The 15,918-nt window shown below is 74.1% G+C and carries 14 protein-coding genes; 6 read left to right on the top strand and 8 right to left on the bottom strand.

The window, feature by feature from the left end; all coding sequences use genetic code 11:
• Window positions 1-12 precede the first annotated feature (12 nt).
• Window positions 13-1,659: a phytoene desaturase family protein gene (locus ACFWIC_RS34195; RefSeq protein WP_380357917.1), complete on the bottom strand. Its 1,647-nt coding sequence runs from the start codon at window positions 1,657-1,659 to the stop codon at window positions 13-15.
• A gap of 213 nt (window positions 1,660-1,872) precedes the next feature.
• Between ACFWIC_RS34195 and ACFWIC_RS34190 the strand changes: the two genes are divergently transcribed.
• Window positions 1,873-2,790, top strand: a complete 918-nt coding sequence (locus ACFWIC_RS34190; RefSeq protein WP_329877629.1) for a hypothetical protein — start codon at window positions 1,873-1,875, stop codon at window positions 2,788-2,790.
• Between the two features lie 182 nt (window positions 2,791-2,972).
• Here ACFWIC_RS34190 and ACFWIC_RS34185 read toward each other — a convergent pair whose 3' ends face one another.
• Together ACFWIC_RS34185 and ACFWIC_RS34180 are read right to left on the bottom strand one after the other, a co-directional pair.
• A complete protein-coding gene (locus ACFWIC_RS34185) occupies window positions 2,973-3,131 on the bottom strand; it encodes a hypothetical protein (RefSeq protein WP_329877627.1) in 159 nt (52 codons plus the stop codon).
• Between the two features lie 264 nt (window positions 3,132-3,395).
• Window positions 3,396-5,732 (bottom strand): Orn/Lys/Arg decarboxylase N-terminal domain-containing protein, encoded by a 2,337-nt coding sequence (locus ACFWIC_RS34180; protein ID WP_380520796.1) that lies wholly within the window; start codon window positions 5,730-5,732, stop codon window positions 3,396-3,398.
• Window positions 5,733-5,996: 264 nt separating this feature from the next.
• Here ACFWIC_RS34180 and ACFWIC_RS34175 point away from each other — a divergent pair, with 264 nt between their 5' ends.
• Window positions 5,997-6,242, top strand: a complete 246-nt coding sequence (locus ACFWIC_RS34175; protein WP_380520795.1) for a substrate-binding domain-containing protein — start codon at window positions 5,997-5,999, stop codon at window positions 6,240-6,242.
• A 108-nt stretch (window positions 6,243-6,350) separates the two neighbouring features.
• Here the strand turns inward: ACFWIC_RS34175 and ACFWIC_RS34170 are convergent, their stop codons facing one another.
• From ACFWIC_RS34170 to ACFWIC_RS34155, 4 genes are all read right to left on the bottom strand, one after another.
• Window positions 6,351-7,349, bottom strand: a complete 999-nt coding sequence (locus ACFWIC_RS34170; RefSeq protein WP_380520794.1) for a hypothetical protein — start codon at window positions 7,347-7,349, stop codon at window positions 6,351-6,353.
• 151 nt (window positions 7,350-7,500) lie between these two features.
• Window positions 7,501-8,643 (bottom strand): serine hydrolase domain-containing protein, encoded by a 1,143-nt coding sequence (locus ACFWIC_RS34165; protein ID WP_380520793.1) that lies wholly within the window; start codon window positions 8,641-8,643, stop codon window positions 7,501-7,503.
• A gap of 96 nt (window positions 8,644-8,739) precedes the next feature.
• The gene (locus ACFWIC_RS34160; RefSeq protein WP_380520792.1) at window positions 8,740-9,939 is read right to left on the bottom strand and encodes a serine hydrolase domain-containing protein; all 1,200 of its coding nucleotides are present in this window, start codon (window positions 9,937-9,939) and stop codon (window positions 8,740-8,742) included.
• A gap of 231 nt (window positions 9,940-10,170) precedes the next feature.
• Entirely contained in the window at window positions 10,171-11,379 is a 1,209-nt protein-coding gene (locus ACFWIC_RS34155; RefSeq protein ID WP_380520791.1) for a S8 family peptidase, read from the bottom strand.
• A gap of 422 nt (window positions 11,380-11,801) precedes the next feature.
• Between ACFWIC_RS34155 and ACFWIC_RS34150 the strand changes: the two genes are divergently transcribed.
• The 4 genes from ACFWIC_RS34150 (at window position 11,802) to ACFWIC_RS34135 (ending at window position 14,824) form a co-directional block, all read left to right on the top strand.
• On the top strand, window positions 11,802-12,605 hold the full coding sequence (locus ACFWIC_RS34150; protein WP_380520790.1) for an alpha/beta fold hydrolase: 804 nt from the start codon (window positions 11,802-11,804) through the stop codon (window positions 12,603-12,605).
• Window positions 12,602-13,894: a PP2C family protein-serine/threonine phosphatase gene (locus tag ACFWIC_RS34145; RefSeq protein ID WP_380357900.1), complete on the top strand. Its 1,293-nt coding sequence runs from the start codon at window positions 12,602-12,604 to the stop codon at window positions 13,892-13,894. Before ACFWIC_RS34150 ends, ACFWIC_RS34145 begins: the two co-directional genes overlap by 4 nt.
• A complete protein-coding gene (locus ACFWIC_RS34140) occupies window positions 13,891-14,232 on the top strand; it encodes an STAS domain-containing protein (protein ID WP_329877609.1) in 342 nt (113 codons plus the stop codon). Before ACFWIC_RS34145 ends, ACFWIC_RS34140 begins: the two co-directional genes overlap by 4 nt.
• Before the next feature lie 244 nt (window positions 14,233-14,476).
• On the top strand, window positions 14,477-14,824 hold the full coding sequence (locus ACFWIC_RS34135) for a hypothetical protein (RefSeq protein ID WP_380357893.1): 348 nt from the start codon (window positions 14,477-14,479) through the stop codon (window positions 14,822-14,824).
• A gap of 155 nt (window positions 14,825-14,979) precedes the next feature.
• Here ACFWIC_RS34135 and ACFWIC_RS34130 read toward each other — a convergent pair whose 3' ends face one another.
• Window positions 14,980-15,684, bottom strand: coding sequence for a metal-dependent hydrolase (locus ACFWIC_RS34130; RefSeq protein WP_380520789.1), 705 nt, complete (start codon window positions 15,682-15,684; stop codon window positions 14,980-14,982).
• Window positions 15,685-15,918 lie beyond the last annotated feature (234 nt).

Below are 15,918 nucleotides of genomic sequence, written 5' to 3'. Positions count from 1 at the left end.
CTCCGGCGGTCGTCAGTCGTGGTCGTGGGGGTGCTCGCGCGGGCCCGACAGCAGTCGCTGCGCCGCGGCGAGGCCCGGGGCGAGCACGCGGCCGGCCAGGAGCCGGTGCGCGCGCAGGGCCGCGCGGGCGGCGTTGGCCCCGCAGGCGCCGTGGACCCCGCCCCCGGGATGCGCGGACGAGGACGCCAGGTAGAGCCCGGCGACGGGCGTCTCCGGACGCCCGGTGCCCGGGACGGGGCGGAAGACGAGCTGCTGGTGCGGCGCGGCGGTGCCGCCGTTGATCGCGCCGCCGACCAGGTTGGGGTTCAGCTCCTGCAGCAGCGTCGGGGTGAGGATCCGCCGGGCGACGATCCGCTCCTTGAACCCCGGGGCGAAGCGCTCCACCTGGTCCTCGATGCGGGCCGCCATCGCCTCCGCCTCCCGCGGGTCCCAGCTGCCCGTGATGCCGTCGGGCCCCAGGTCGTCCTTGATCGCCCGGGGGACGTGGGTGTAGGCCCAGGCGGACTCGGTGCCGGCCGGGGAGCGGACGGGATCGGCCGTCGTCATCTGCCCGAACAGCACGAACGGGCGACGCGGCAGGCGGTCCGTGCCCAGCTGCAGCGCGTAGTCGCTCAGCTCGTCCAGATCGGCCCCCAGGTGCACCGTCCCGGCGCCGGCCGTCGCGGGCGCCGTCCACGGCACGGCGCCGTTCAGGGCCCAGTCGACCTTCACGGTGGAGAGGTCCCACTGGAAGCGGCGGAGGTCCGCGCGCATCGAGGACGGCAGGTGCTCCCACCCGACCAGGCCGCCGTACAGGGCGGGGGCCGCGACGTCCGCGAGGACCGCGCGGCGGGCCCGGTACGCCTGGCCGTCGGCGGTCCGCACCCCCAGCGCGCGCCCGCCGCGTACGACCACCTCGACCACCGGGGCGTCGCAGTGCAGCCTTCCGCCCGAGGACTCCAGCCGCCGCACCAGCGCGTCCGTCAGCGCGGCGGCGCCGCCGACCGGGACGGGCCACCCGACCTGCTGGCCGAGCATCGCCATCAGCCAGCCGAACGCCCCACTGCCGACTCCCTCCGGCAGCAGGTCGGCGTGCAGGGCGCACCCGGCGAGCAGCAGGCCGGCGCCGGGCCCGGTGAACTCCTCCTGTGCCAGACGGCGCACCGGAAGGGTCAGGAACCGCAGGGCCCGCAGTCCGCCCGCGGCCCGCAGCCGGGCGGCCATCGCCGCACCCGCCCTGACCGGGGGGAACGGTGTGAACAGCGTGCGCAGGAGATACGGGTCCAGGTCGTCCCAGAGCCGTGAGAGCCGCTGCCACGCCTCGGCGTCCGCCCCGCCGAACGCGCCCTCCAGGCCGGCGCAGGTCGCCGTGACGCCCCGGTGCAGCGTGGCGGCGCGCCCGTCGAGCAGGGGGTGGGCCAGCACGGTGGGCGCGTGGCTCCAGCGCAGGCCGAACGCGCCCAGGTCCAGCGCGCCGATGGCGGGCGAGGCGACGGCGAGGGGGTGGAAGGAGCTGAACACGTCGTGGACGTAGTCGGGGTGGACACCCCGGTCGCTGCGGACGGCGCCACCGGGCTCGGACCGGCCCTCCAGGACGTCGACCTGCCAGCCGGCGTCGGCGAGGATGTTGGCGGCCACCAGCCCGTTGGGGCCGGCGCCGATGACGATGGCGTCAGGCATGACCCTCCTTGCGCCGCTCCCCCTCGCAGCACGCTACCCGCGCCGGTGCCGCACGGCCCGCCGAGGATCCGGCGACCCGTTCCGGACCTTCCGGAGGACGGACGACCGCGACCGTCCCCCACGACTTCTCGGCCGCGCCCTGCGGCGAACCGGTTGGGCGGGCGGGGTGGACGGGAAGGCTGCCCCCGACCGCTTCGTCGTGTGGGGAGTGCCATGGTGCGCAGGAATGTGGGGACGACCGCCCAGAAGGGTCACCCGTTCGGACGGCGGCCTGCCGGTGGGCTGGCCGACGTGCTGTGGGACTGGTCGAAGTCCGGCACCCGGAACGCGGTGCGCAACCGGCTGCTGCGGCGGCTGCCCGGAGTCGGTTCGGCGCCGGCGTACCGGTTCGGGCTGGTCGAGCGGCCCCACTACGCGTACGGGGTGCGTCGGGCCACCGAGTCGGCCGCGCGGCTGGGGCACCCGGGTGTCACCGTCGTCGAGTTCGGGGTGGCCGGGGGCAACGGGCTGCTGGCGCTCGCCGAGCACGCCCGGTACTACGCCGCCGCCACCGGTGTGGCGGTGCGGGTGGTCGGCTTCGACGGCGGCTCGGGCATGCCCCCCGCCAAGGACCCCCGGGACATGCCCTACCTGTTCGGTCCCGGCTTCTACACCATGGACCACGACCGGCTGCGGGCCCGCCTGGGCTCGTCCGAGCTGGTGATCGGCGACCTCGCCCGGACGCTGCCCGACTACCTCGACACCCACGCGGACGTGCTGCGCGATCATCCGGTGGGCTTCGTCTCCCTCGACCTGGACTACTACTCCTCGACGGCGACCGCCCTCGACCTGTTCCGCGGCTCCGCGCACGGGCACCTGCTGCCGCGGGTCACCTGCTACCTCGACGACCTTCCGGGGACCGTCGAGCAGATCGGCGAAGCCGCCGCGGTCGCCGACTTCAACGCCGAGCGGTCCGACCGGGTGGTCGGCCGCGTCCTGGGCCTGCGCGCGTTCACGCCGTTCGACCCGCCGTGGGCCGACCAGATCTACGTCCACCACCGGCTGGACCACCCGGACTACGCGCGCCTCGAAACCGGTGCCACCGGTGATCAGCTCCCCCTGGCCCCGGACCTGCGGCGGCGCGGGCGCTGACCCGGGACGGGTACGGCGGGGGCCCGCCCCGCCGCTGCGCGACGTACCACGACGGCCGGGGTACGACCGCCGGGGTACGACGCACCGGGCCGCCCCGGCGATGCCGGGGCGGCCCGGTGGAACGGTGTGACTCGCGCAGCGGACCCCGACGAGGAGCCAGGGCGGAGAGTCAGGGCAGGGCGTCAGGGCGAGGGCCGGGCGTGCCGGGGCCGGTACGCGTCGTCACCACGACCGACGACGGCGCGGGGGCCGCGGTGCCGGGACGCCGTGCGCGGGCCGGTGGCCGCCAGTACGGCAGCGAGGACGAGCGGCGCCACCAGCAACACCATGGTGGTGGACATGTGCACCTCCGAGCGTTTGGCCGGAACAGATGCTGTCCCTTCTGCCCCCGAGGAGTGAGGCCATGTCAGGCGTCACCCGATTCGCCCACCACCCGGTGGGACCGCGGGCTCCTCCAGGCCACCGTGCACCACCTCGGAGGACCGTTCGCACCGGACTGCCCGGTGTCCTCGGAGCGCCCTGGGCGCGTGCCGGACCGATGTGTGCCCGACGACGCCGAGGCGGGAGGGGCCCGCCCCGAGCTCGCCCCGCGCACGGCCCCTCGGTCACCACGTCGCCCGGACGTCCTCCCGCACGCATTCGATGAGGTAGTCGCCGGTGCCGGGGTCGACGGACACGCCGTGCGCCTCGCTGTGGAAGCCCGGGAAGGAGCGGTCGAAGGCCTCCAGCGCGCCGAGGTAACGCAGGACCGGGCCGTCGGGGGTCCCGAGTGCCTCCCCGGGCATCAGGACGGGGATCCCGGGCGGGGTCACGGTGACCATGGCGGCGGCCACCCTGCCGGCGGCCTCCGCGAGACGGAGGCGCTCGGTGCCGCCCCGGATCAGCTGCCGGTAGCAGTGCTGGGGCGGGACGACCGGCTCGGGCAGCTCCCGGAACGCGGTGTCCAGGGCGTCGATCAGTTCCGCGCGGGTGAGGTGTTCGTGCATCTCCTGGCAGAGCTCGCGCAGGGTCGTCCGGCCGTAGCGCTGCGGGTGGCGCTCGACCAGGTGCGGCAGCACCTGGCGCAGCGGGGTGTCGGCGTCGTGGAGGGCCTTGAAGTCCATGAGGGCGTCCATCAGGGTGCCCCACTTCCCCTTGGTGATGCCCATGGAGAACAGGACGAGCGCGGTGTAGGTGTCGGTCTTCTCCACGACGATGCCACGGCCCGCGAGGTAGGCGGTGAGGATCCGGGCGGGGACGCCCCAGGGGGCCGTCCGGCCCGTCGCGTCGACGCCGGGGCAGGTCAGCGTCACCTTGACCGGGTCCAGCAGGCACTGTCCCCGGCTCAGTCCGGGGAAGCCGTGCCACGCCGCGCCGGGCTCCAGCTCCCAGCAGCGGGGGTCCGTGGCCAGGAGCGCCGGGGAGGCGTCGGCGAAGGGGACGGTGGTCCCGGTGGCCGGGTCGGTCACGGTGTCGGGCTGCCAGACGCCGAAGAACCACGGCGGCCTGTCGCCGGCGGCCGCGATCCGGCGTCCGGTGCGGACGACGGCCTGCCGGAACCGGACGGCTTCGGTGATCGCCTCGTTGACGAGCCACTCCCCCTGGGGTCCGTCCATCATCGCCGTGGCCACGTCGAGCGAGGCGATCGCCGGGTACAGGGCGGAGGTGGTGCCGTGCATCATGAACGCCTCGTTGAACCGGTGGTGCTCGACCGGTGCCCGGGGGGAGGACCTCACGTGCACCATGGCCGTCTGCGACAGGGCGGCCAGCAGCTTGTGGGTCGACTGGGTGGAGAAGACCGTCGGCCGCTCGTCGCCCTCGAACGTGTCCGGGCCCACGGCCATGCCGTAGCGGCCGGCGTAGAGGGGGTGGAAGCGCGCATAGGCGAACCAGGCTTCGTCGAAGTGGAGCCGGGGGGTGCTGGGGGCCAGCGCACGCGCGGTCTGCACGGTGTCGTAGCAGAGGCCGTCGTAGGTCGAGTTGGTGATCACCGCGTACTGGGCCCCGGGGGACACCGCCCCCGGTGTCAGCGGATGGGCGGCGATCCGGGCGTGCACCGCCTCGGGACGGGTCTCGGTGGCGGGAAGGGGCCCGGCCAGGCCGTAGCCGTTGCGGGTCGGGACGAGGTAGACGGGGCGGGCGCCGGAGATCACCAGCCCGTGCAGGACCGACTTGTGGCAGTTCCGGTCCACCAGGGCGATCTCGCCGTCGGCGACGCAGTAGTGACCGACCATGCGGTCGGCGGTGGAGTTCCCGTGCAGCACGAAGTACGTCCGGTCCGCGCCGAAGACGCGGGCGGCGTTGCGCTCGGCGTCCCCGATGGGACCGCTGTGCTCGAAGAGGGATCCCAGCTCCTCCACCGAGATCGACAGGTCCGTACGGAAGAGGCGCTCGCCGTAGTAGTCGAAGAACGCCCGTCCGACGGGCGACTTCAGGAAGGCGACGCCACCGGAGTGCGCGGGGGTGTGCCATGAGTACTCGTGGGCGTCGTCGAACCGGCGGAGCGCCTTGAAGAACGGCGGCAGGACGGCGTCGGCGTAGGCACGCGCCGCGCTGAGGACCCGGCCGGCGATGAAGGAGGGGGTGTCCTCCAGGGGCCAGATGTAGCCGACGGCGATCTCGGCCACCCACAGGGGCAGCCGGTCCAGCCCGAGGTCGGCCGTCTCGGACATCACGACGAAGACCGGCAGGTCCTTGAACCGGCGCGAGACGTGCCGCAGGACGACCGCGCCCTCCCCGTCGGCCGCCGCGCCGTCCTCGGAGGGGAGGTCCCAGGCCACGACCGCCGCGGCCAGACCCGCCTCGGTGCTCAGGACGGAGACGGCCCCTTCGACCGTCCGCGCCCACCGCACCTCCAGCCCGCGGCTCTCCAGCTCCTTGCCGATGCGCCGTAGTTGGTCGCCGCCGACTCCCCGGCCCAGCGGGTCCTCGCGCAACGCCAGCAGGACACTTCCGTTCGCCATGGCACTCTCCGTCTGCCGTGGGCCCAGCGGCCCGACGTGCCCAGTGTCGAGGCCACGCACCGGGGATCGGGGCGGGAAGCGGCGGCTCTCACCCTTTCGAGCGACCACGAACCCGGTGCGGACGGCGCCGGGCGGTGCCGTCCGCACCGGGCCCACGGCCGGTCGGTCGCCACCGTGGCCGGCTCGGACACGCTCGCGCGGCGCGGCACCTCCGCTTCGGGTGTACAGGGAGAAGCGGACCACGCCCGAGCGGGTCCCGGTGGTGTGCTGAAGGAGCTGAGGGTCCGCGGGCCCGCCGTGCCGGACTCGTGCGCCGTGATCGGCATCCACGGCCTGAGGATCGGCGTCTTCGTCGAGCCCGAACTCACGACGCTCCGGCTGGACTTCGCGGCGTTCGCACAGCCGGCGTTCGACGAGGTCGTGCAGATGTCCGCAGCGGCCGTGAGCACGCCGCTGCCGCAGGCCCGGAAGCGCATCGCCCACCGGCTGGTGGTCCGCGAGTCCGGCTGACCACCGCCCGAAACAGCCTTCGGCGGACGGGAGTTCACACGGTGCCCCGTCGAGGCCGTCCAAACCGGTCCCCTGCGGATCCGGACGGCCTGCGGATCCGGACGGCCGTCAGCGGAGCGGCTCCCGGGCCGCGCCCGGCGGTTCCGTGCGGCGGACGGGGTGACCGGACGGATCCGTGGTGAGCCAGGATCCGTCGCCGAGGGGCCGGAAGTCGTCGGAGTCCCCCGCCACCATTGCGTCGAACTCCCCCCGGACCCGGCCGGAGCAGGCGTCGACGCGGTAGTGACGGCGCCACTCCTCCCCGACCTCCTCCCCCTCGGTCTCGTCCTCGTCCTCGGTCTCGCCGACGAGGGTCACGACGACGGTGTCCTGGTCCAGGTAGCCGCCGCTCCATTCCAGGTAGGTGCCGTCCGGGTCGTGCCCGAAGGCGTCGACGGTGAGGGTGAACGCCACCTCGCCGTCGGGGTAGGCGTGGACGGCGAGGTCGGTCTGATCGTGGTGAACGGTCAGGAACCGGCGTCCGTCGGGCGACAGGTCGATCAGGCACCGGTCGTCCCACGGGTAGCGGACGAGGTCCATCCGGCCCTCGGTCAGCGACCCGCGGTAGACGACCGAACCGTCCTGCCCCTCCCCCACGTTCAGGAGGACCTGACCGCTCGTCCGGTGCGACAGCTGACGGCCGCCCTGCCCGACGGTCGACAGGTCCGCCCGGGCGACGAGTGCGCCCGTCCCGGCGTCCAGCACGACCCACTGGTCGGGGCGGTCGCGGCCGGCCATGACGTCGGGCCGGTAGACCCACACCGTCCGTCCGTCCGCCGACAGGGCGCAGCCGGGCCAGTGCCCGAACCGCCGGTCCGACGGCGGCCCGAACACCGACCGCCAGACCTCGTCCCCGTCCGACGTCACGCAGACGACCGCGTCGAGGGTCGTGTAGTAGGCGCGCCGAAGGTCGGCGGCGACGGCCCGGTCGACGACCTCGTCCCCGGGAACGGGCCGGAAGCTCACGGCGGGTGACAGCACGTCCGCGGCACCGGCGGCCAGGTCGTAGGCGCAGACGTGCCCGTCGACGAGCCGCGTGACGATCCGGGGGTGAGGGGGCTGAGCCATGTCCCGGAGGGTAGCGTCCCGCGGTTGCGGACGGCGCCGCACCCCCTCCGCCCGACGGTGCGGCGCCGGTGCGCGGACACGGGGCCGGTGGGGCCGACGTCGGGTCGGGCCCACCGGTCGTCCTACCGCGCGGAACGCCCCTCGGCGGGGCTCAGCGGCACAGGGCCGTGTCCACGGCGCGTTCGAGCTTCCTGCGGCTCGCCGCGTCGGTGAGCTGCACGGTGACCGCGACGGTGGCGGCGCGGCCGTCGTCGGTGACCCCGCTCCGGGTCTCGTACCCGGGGAAGCTGCCGCCGTGCCCCCAGGAGAGGCCGCCGCACGGCAGCGGCCTGCTGACGAGCCCCAGTCCGTAGCGGGCGCCGGGGCCGAAGGTCTCCTCGGCGGGGACGGTGGTCCGCATCTGCGCGAGCAGGGCCGGCGGCAGGAGGCGACCGGCCAGGAGCGCGCCGAAGAACCGGTTGAGGTCGGAGCCGGTGGAGACCATCTGCCCGGCGGCCCACCCCCAGGACGGGTCGATCTCGGTGACGTCGCGCAGCGGCGCGTCCGCCGATTCCCGGTAGTAGCCGTGGGGGTGGGGTTCCCGGATGCCCGCGTCGCGGGGGGCGGGGAAGTAGGTGTGGCGCAGCCCTACGGATCGGACGACGCGCCGGTCGATCTCCTCGGCGAGCGGGCGGCCGGTGACCTCCTGGACGAGCAGGCCGGCGAGCACGTAGTTGGTGTTGCTGTACTTCCACTTCTTGCCGGGGGCGAAGTCGGCGGGGTGCCGGAGGGCGAAGGCGAGCAGTTCGTTCGGGTCGTAGTACCGGGCGTCGTCCCCGAGGTCGCTGCTGTAGTCGGGGAGCCCGCTGGTCTGCTGGAGGAGCTGGCGGACGGTGATGTCGCGCCCGTCGATCCCCTCCCCCCGGACGAGGCCGGGCAGATGGGCGTCCACGAAGTCGTCCAGACCGATCCTCCCCTCGGCGACCAGCTGCAGGACCACGACCGCGACGAAGGACTTGGTGTTGCTGCCGACCCGGACCTGGCCGTCGACGGGCACGTTCGAGCCGGTGGCCAGGTCGGCGGTCCCCGCGGTGTAGGTGCGGGTGCGGCCGTGACGGTCCCGGACGCTCGCCAGCGCGGCGGGCATCCCGTCGTCACGCACCAGTGCGTTCAGGCTCCGTCGGACGGTGTCCGGCCCGGTGGCGGCGGCCTGGGGCGCCGTCAGGACACCCGGTACGGTGAGGCCGACGGCCAGCGCGGCGGCGGCCGACAGGGCGTGTCGCCGCCGGAGTCCTCGGCGTGTCTGTTCCTGCATGGGTCAACTCCTGGGGGATCGTCGGTTCGTCGGTCGGGGTTGCTCGGGCACGGCACGGCGCGGCACGGCACGTCCGGCCCGGGAGGTCGGCGGGTGTCAGCCGCACAGGGCCTTGTCCACGGCCTCCAGCACGTGCTTCGTGCCCGCGTCGGTCCACGGGACGCCGGTCACCGCGACGTTGGCGGCGCGGCCGTCGTCGGTGACGCCGCCCCGGGTCTCGTAGCCCGCGATGTCGCCGCCGTGGCCCCAGTAGACGCCGCCGCAGGACAGGGCCCTGCTGGTGAGCCCGAGCCCGTAGCGCAGGTCGGAGGGCCCGCCGACGGGGACGGTGGTGCGCATCTCGGCGAGCTGGGCGTCCGGGAGGAGTTCTCCGCCGAGGAGCGCGCCGAAGAAGCGGTTGAGGTCGGAGTTGGTGGAGATCAACTGGCCCGCCGCCCAGCCCCATGACGGGTCCATCTCCGTGTACTCGCGCAACGGACCGTCGGTCGGGTTGCGGTGGTAGCCCTTGGGGTGCGGCTCGCGGATGGTCATGTCCCCGGGGGCGGGGAAGTAGGTGTGGCGCAGGCCGACGGGCTTGACGATGCGCCGGTCGATCTCCTCGGCGAGGGGCCGGCCGGTGACCTTCTGGACGATCAGGCCGGCCAGGACGTAGTTCGTGTTGCTGTACCCCCACACCTTCCCGGGGGCCGCGTCGGCCGGGTAGCGGAGCGCGATGTCGATCAGGTCGCGGGGCTCGACGTACCGGTACCTGATCTCGTCGTCGTCGAGGTGGTTGCCGTACTCGGGGAGTCCGCTGGTGTGCTGGAGGAGGTGGCGGACGGTGATGGTGCTCCCGTCGATCCCCTCGCCCCGGACGAGGCCGGGCAGGTGGGTGTCCACGAAGTCGTCCAGGCCGAGCTTCCCCTCGGCGACCAGTTGCAGGACCACGACCGCCGTGAACGTCTTGGTGTTGCTGCCGATCCGGACCTGGCCGTCCCTGGGCACCTTCGAGCCGGTGGCCAGGTCGCCGGTCCCGGCGGTGTAGGTACGGGTACGGCCGTCCCTTCCCTTGACGCTCGCCAGCGCGGCGGGCAGCCCGTCGTCACGCACCAGCGTGTTCAGGACCTGCTGGACGGCGTCCGGCCTCGCGCGGGCGGAGGCGGTGGCGGGGTCGGCGGCGAGGGCGGCGGGCGGGGCGAGGACGCCCGCCGTCATGGCGCCGAAGGCTGCCGCGGCCACGGCCGACACGGCCCGTCGCCGCTTGCCGCCCCGCTGCCCGGTCGGAGAACTGGGGGCCTGCCGGATCTGCGTACGCATCGGTCAACTCCTGGAGATCGTTCGGTGTGGGCACGATCCTGGTTTCCGGGGGCCTCCCTCCGCATCGCGGGAAGGCGGGAAAGATCACTCCCCCGATCGGGGGAGGCCACCGACGGAGTTCCCGGCGATACTCGCGATCACGAGCCGTCGGGCCCGCCGGGGCTTGGCCCGCGACGCGGACGCCCCGCCGGCCCTGAGGTCGGCGGGGCGTCCGGAGCGCGTCCGGGCCGATCAGAGGCCGGCGGTGTACAGCAGTTCGTTGGGGCTGCTCTTGCTGACGGTCAGGGCGCCCTTGGTGGTTTCGGTGGAGAGCCACAGGGCGAGGTCTTCGGGGGTCGCGCCGGTGTGTCCGGCGAGGTAGAGGGCCACGGTGCCGGTGACGTGCGGGGCGGCCATGGCGGTGCCGCCCCGGACGACGCTGCCGCCGCCGAGCTTGGCGGAGGTGATGTCCTCGCCGGGCGCGTACAGCGAGACGCACGTGCCGTAGTTGCTGAAGTCGGTCTCCTCGTCGTACTTGTTGGTCGCGCCGACGGTGATGACCCGTTGGGCGGAGGAGGGGGAGGAGAGGCAGGCGTCCCGGGCACCGTTGCCGCCGGAGACGACGGGCAGGATGCCCGCGTTGGAGAGCGCGTCGGCGGCCTTGTTGATCGCTTCGTTCGCGTCCCCGCCGACGGAGATGTTGGCGACGGCGGGCTTCCTGGCGTTGGCCGCCACCCAGTCGAGGCCGGCGATGAGCTGCTCGTTGGTGCCCTGGCCGTCACAGCCCACGACGCGGACGCCGACCAGGTTGACCTTGCGGGCGACGCCGTAGGTCTTGCCGCCGACGATGCCGGCGACGTGGGTGCCGACGCCCTGACAGTCGGCGCCGTTCTGCCCGTCACCGACGGCGTCGGTGCCGAGGACGGCGCGGCCCTCGAACTCGTCGTGGCCGAACTCGATGCCGGTGCCGATCAGGTAGGCGGTGACACCGGCTCCGTCACCCTCAACGGTGAACTGACCGTCACCGGTGGCCGCCTCCTTGTCCCAGTCCTGCTGGTCGATGCGGTCAAGGCCCCAGCTGGAGGCGGCTCCCCGGGTCTTCGGGGCAGGCGCGGTGGCGCCTGCCGGGGTGCTCACGAAGGCGTTCTCCTCGACGGCCTCGACACCGGGCAAAGCCCGTACCTGCGCCAGCTGGGCCGGGTCGAGGCGGGCGGAGAAGCCGTTCAGGGCGTGGCGGTAGGTGTGCAGCGGCTCGACGCCGCGGACCTCGGCGGCCGTCGCGGCCGGGTCCAGGCCCTTGTGTACGGTGACGATGTACTGGCCCGGGACGGCCCGGGCCGCCTTCTGCAGCGGGGCCGCATACGCCCTCCCGGAGGTTTCGCCGACTGCGGTGCCCTGCGCGGCACACAACGGAACGAGCAGAACGAGTGCGGCGGACGCGCAGCGCGCGGACAATCGCATGGATGGCTCCATTCACGAAACCGACCGCCCCGGGGCCGGGACAGCCCCGTAGGTGACGATCATCTTGTGCATCGTCCGTCGGCGTACTGCCCTTGAGTCCCCGAGCCGACCGCTCGCTGTTCCTGGCCACTCCCGACCTGGACGTCCCACGACATTCCGTCGGCCGACGGTCCGCCGGTGCAACCCGGTGTACCCGTCCGGTCACAGCACCGGGAGGCGTTCCCGCCGATTCCGCTCCCACCGGCGCACTCGCCCCGCCTCCCGTGCACACCCGCGGATCGGAGCCGCGGTCGACGAACCGGGGCGGCGGGGTGCCCGCAGCCGGGCCACTGCCCGATGTCCGGGCCCGGCACCCTGCACCCGCCCCCCGGCACCCGAGGCCCCGAGAAGGCGCCGGACGGGCGGGTGGGAGACTGGTGGGCATGGATGTCGCACGCAGGAACAACATCAGGGTGACCGGGCGTGCCGACGGGCCGGTGGTCGTCCTCGCGCACGGGTTCGGGTGCGACCAGAACATGTGGCGCCTGGTCATTCCGGCCCTGGCGGGCGACTACCGCGTGGTCCTGTTCGACTACGTCGGGTCCGGCCGGTCGGACGCGTCCGCGTGGACCGAGGACCGCTACAGCTCGCTGGACGGTTACGCCCGGGACGTGGTCGAGGTCGTCGAGGAGCTGGACCTGCGGGACGTGACGTTCGTGGGGCACTCGGTCAGCGCCATGGTGGGGGTGCTCGCGGCGGCCGCCGCCCCGGAGCGGTTCTCCCGGCTGGTGATGGTGGCGCCCTCCCCCCGCTACATAGACGAGGACGGCTACCGGGGCGGGTTCGACGCCGGGGACATCGACGAGCTGCTGGAGTCGCTGGAGTCCAACTACCTGGGCTGGTCCGCGGCGATGGCCCCGGTGATCATGGGCAACCCGGACCGGCCGGAGCTCGGCGAGGAGCTGACCACGTCGTTCTGCGCGACCGATCCGGACATGGCGCGGGTCTTCGCCCGGACCACGTTCCTGTCCGACAGCCGTGACGACCTGAAGTCGGTGACGGTGCCGACGCTGGTGCTGGAGTGCGCCCAGGACGTGATCGCCCCCCGTGAGGTGGGCGCCTACGTCCACGCCGCGATCCCCGGCAGCCGGCTGGTGACCCTGGACGCCACCGGCCACTGCCCGCAGCTCAGCGCGCCGGAGGCCACGGCCGAGGCGATCCTCGGCTTCGTCGGAGCCGCCCGATGACGGCTCGCGCCGGTGACCGGAGCCCCGGCGGCCCGAGACGGGAGGAGGGCCTGGACGCCCCCGACGCGACGTTCACCGCCCTCCTGGAGGACAGCGCCGAGGAACTGTACGAGCAGGCGCCCTGCGGCTACCTGTCCACCCTGATGGACGGCACCGTGGCGAAGATCAACACCACCCTGCTGGACTGGCTGGGCCTCGGCCGCGACCAGGTGGTGGGCCGGATGCGGTTCGCCGACCTCCTCACCGTCGGCGGCAGGCTCTACCACGAGACGCACTTCGCGCCGCTGCTGCACCTGAACGGCGAGATCAGCGGGATCGCCCTGGAGCTCAAGGCGGCAGGCGGCACGCGGCTGCCGGTCCTGGTCACCTCCCGGGTGAAGACCGGCGCCGGTGGCGAGCCGATGCTCATCCGCACCAGCGTCTTCGACGCCCGCGACCGCCGGGCCTACGAAGCCGAGCTGCTGCGCGGCCGACGGGCGGCCGAGGAGGCCCGCCGGCAGGCGGAGGCGGACCGCGAGCGCCTCCAGGAGGCGCTGGCCGTGCTGCAGCAGAGCCTGCTGCCCTCCGCCCTGCCCGTCGTGCCGGGGCTGGAGGCCGCCTCGCATTACCACACCGCCTCGCCCGACCTGCTGGGCGGAGACTTCTACGACCTGTTCCCCCTGGACGGCGCCCGGTGGGCGTTCTTCCTGGGCGACGTCTGCGGCAAGGGCCCCCAGGCCGCCGCCGTGACCTCGCTGACCCGCCACACCCTGCGCGCCGCCGCCCTGCACGACCCCGACCCGGTCACGGTGCTCCACACGCTCAACACCGTGCTGAACGAGCGGTACACCAGCGGCGGCGACACCCGCTACTGCACCGCCGTCTTCGGTGTCCTGCACCCCCGGGGCGACACCTGCACGGTGCAGCTGGCCTCCGGCGGCCACCCCTCGGCGCTGGTCCAGCGTGCGGACGGCACCGCCGAGTTCCTTCCCACTCCCGGCGGCATGCTCATCGGCGTGCTGCCCGACGCCCAGTTCACGCCCACCCGCACCGTCCTCTCCCGCGGGGACACACTGCTGCTCTACACCGACGGCCTGACCGAGGCCCGGATCGGCCCGAACCGCGAGCTGTACGGCGAGGAGGCCCTGCTCGCCTTCGCGGCCACCCGTACCCCGGCCGGGCCTCAGGCCCTGGTCACCGCCCTCACCGGGCTGCTCGCCGGCTTCGGCGACGGCCTGGACGACGACACCGCCCTACTCGCCCTCGGCATCCCCTCCCCGGCCCCTGCTACGAGTGAAGAGCACGGATGAACCCGCTGACGATCACCACCCGAGACGCCGCGACCGGTCCCGTACTGGAGATCGCCGGTGACCTCGACCACCACACCGCCCCCGGCCTCCGCGAGGCCGTCGACACCCTCCCCCTCGCCGGCGGACAGTTGCTGGTCCTCGACCTGGCCCGGCTGGACTTCTGCGACTCCAGCGGCATCACCGTCCTGCTGGCCGCCCGCAACGTCGCCGTGGGCCACGGCGCCCGCATCGCGCTGGCCTCCGTACCCTCCAACACCGCCCGCATCCTCGGCATCGTCGGCCTGGACCGGGTCTTCACCATCCACCCCGACACCGCCACCGCCGTGCTGCGTTCCTGACCGGGCGCCACCGGGGCGACCGCTGCACACACCCCGGCACGGCCCCGCCGGATCGGACTCCGGCCGGACCCGCACATCGGCCGGACCGCGCGCCCGCCGGACCGCGCGCGGTGTGACCGTGACGGCCTCCGGCGTGCCGGGCGACGGACGCCTCGCCTCGACGGCCTACCGGTCCGGCTGGTCCGGCTGGTCCGGATGCCACCGTGCGGGTGCGACGGACCGCGCGGACGGCCACGTTGAGAAGATGGACATCATCGTCGTACTGGAACTGGACATGCCCACCAACGTTCGGATCCTCGGACCCGACCACACGCCGGCGGACCCGGAGAACCCGGTGCGCCTCGCGCACGCCGCCCCAGCGGACGCGTCGGGCGTCTGCGGCCCCCTCACCCTGTGCGGTCTGGACACCGGCGAGATGACCCTCGCCCCGCACCGCTTCACCGACACCGACCGGTCGGGGGTCCGACCGCACTGGCACACGTGCAGCACCTGCCAGACCGCCCGGCAGGGCACCGCGCCCAGAGCCCCCGAACCGGCCACCACGGACCACTTCGAGGACAGCGCCCACCCCGCAGGAACCGCAGCACGCTGAACCGGCCCCCGGACGCGACGGCATCACCCCCGCCGCCCCGGGCCCGGCCGTCGCAGGCCCGGCCGTCGCCGCCCGGTCCGCACGGGCCCGCGGCGCCGGGCCGGCCGAGCGGCTCCGGACCGAGGCCGGACACGCGGTCGGACCGAGGCCGGCGGTCAGCTCGTGGCGAAGCGTGGGGCGAAGGCGGTGAACCAGAGGGCCCCGAAGGTGGCGACGGTCATCAGCGGCACGAAGAAGCGGGTCTCCCGACGGCTGCCGGTCCGCCGGATCAGGACCACCTCGAAGCGCCGCCGGTACGGCCACAGCAGCGGCGCGCCCCGCCGGGTCAGGCAGTCGCCGAGCAGATGGGTCAGGGCGCCCAGACCGACCGTGTAGGGCAGCCAGCCGGCGATGCCGTCGAACCAGGCGGCGACCGTCGCCGTGCCGACCCCGGCCAGACCGACCGAGGTCACCCACGCGGTCAGCCCGTGCCCGGGCGGATGCAGGTGCAGGGCACGCGCCGCGAGGGCGAGGAGGAAGAAGGTGACACCGAGGGTGAAGCCGTCGCCGAGACGGGTGACGCCCCACCAGGTGCCGCCACTGACGAGTGCCACGAACAGCAGCGAGTGGGTGGCGTGGCGGTGTCCGCCGCTCAGCCTGCCCACCAGGCGGCAGAGCCCCCTCGACAACGGGCCCAGCAGGTGCGCGGGTGTCGCGTCGTGGTGGTCGAGGTCGGGGAGCAGCGCGGCCCCGGCGCAGAGCAGCGTGCCCACCAGGATCTCGCCGGGGCGCAGCTCCTTGCCGAGCAGGGCCTCCGGCAGGAACGACGCCGTCGCGGCGAAGATCAGTGCCCCGCTGACCGCGTGTGACTGGCCCAGCATGCCGGATCGCACCTGTCCCTTCTGCCCCTCGGGCGCCGTCCGCTCCCCCGCCGGCCGACCGTGCGGCGGGGCCGTCGTGGGGAGGAGTCCGTCTGCTACCCGCCGTTCCCTCTCCCACTCCCGGCCGTGCCGCGGCGGCGGGCGATCCGCCGGTCCGGTCCGGGGAGTTCCTGACGCTCGGACGGGTTGCTGACACTCGGAGGGCCTGCCACCCCGGATCCTGACGCCCATGGG

It is taken from the genome of Kitasatospora sp. NPDC127035 (genome assembly GCF_042726075.1).
In the GTDB taxonomy this organism is placed as follows: Bacteria; Actinomycetota; Actinomycetes; order Streptomycetales; family Streptomycetaceae; genus Kitasatospora.
The sequence above is the reverse complement of the archived record's forward strand: the minus strand, read 5'-3'. Positions and strand labels throughout refer to the sequence as shown.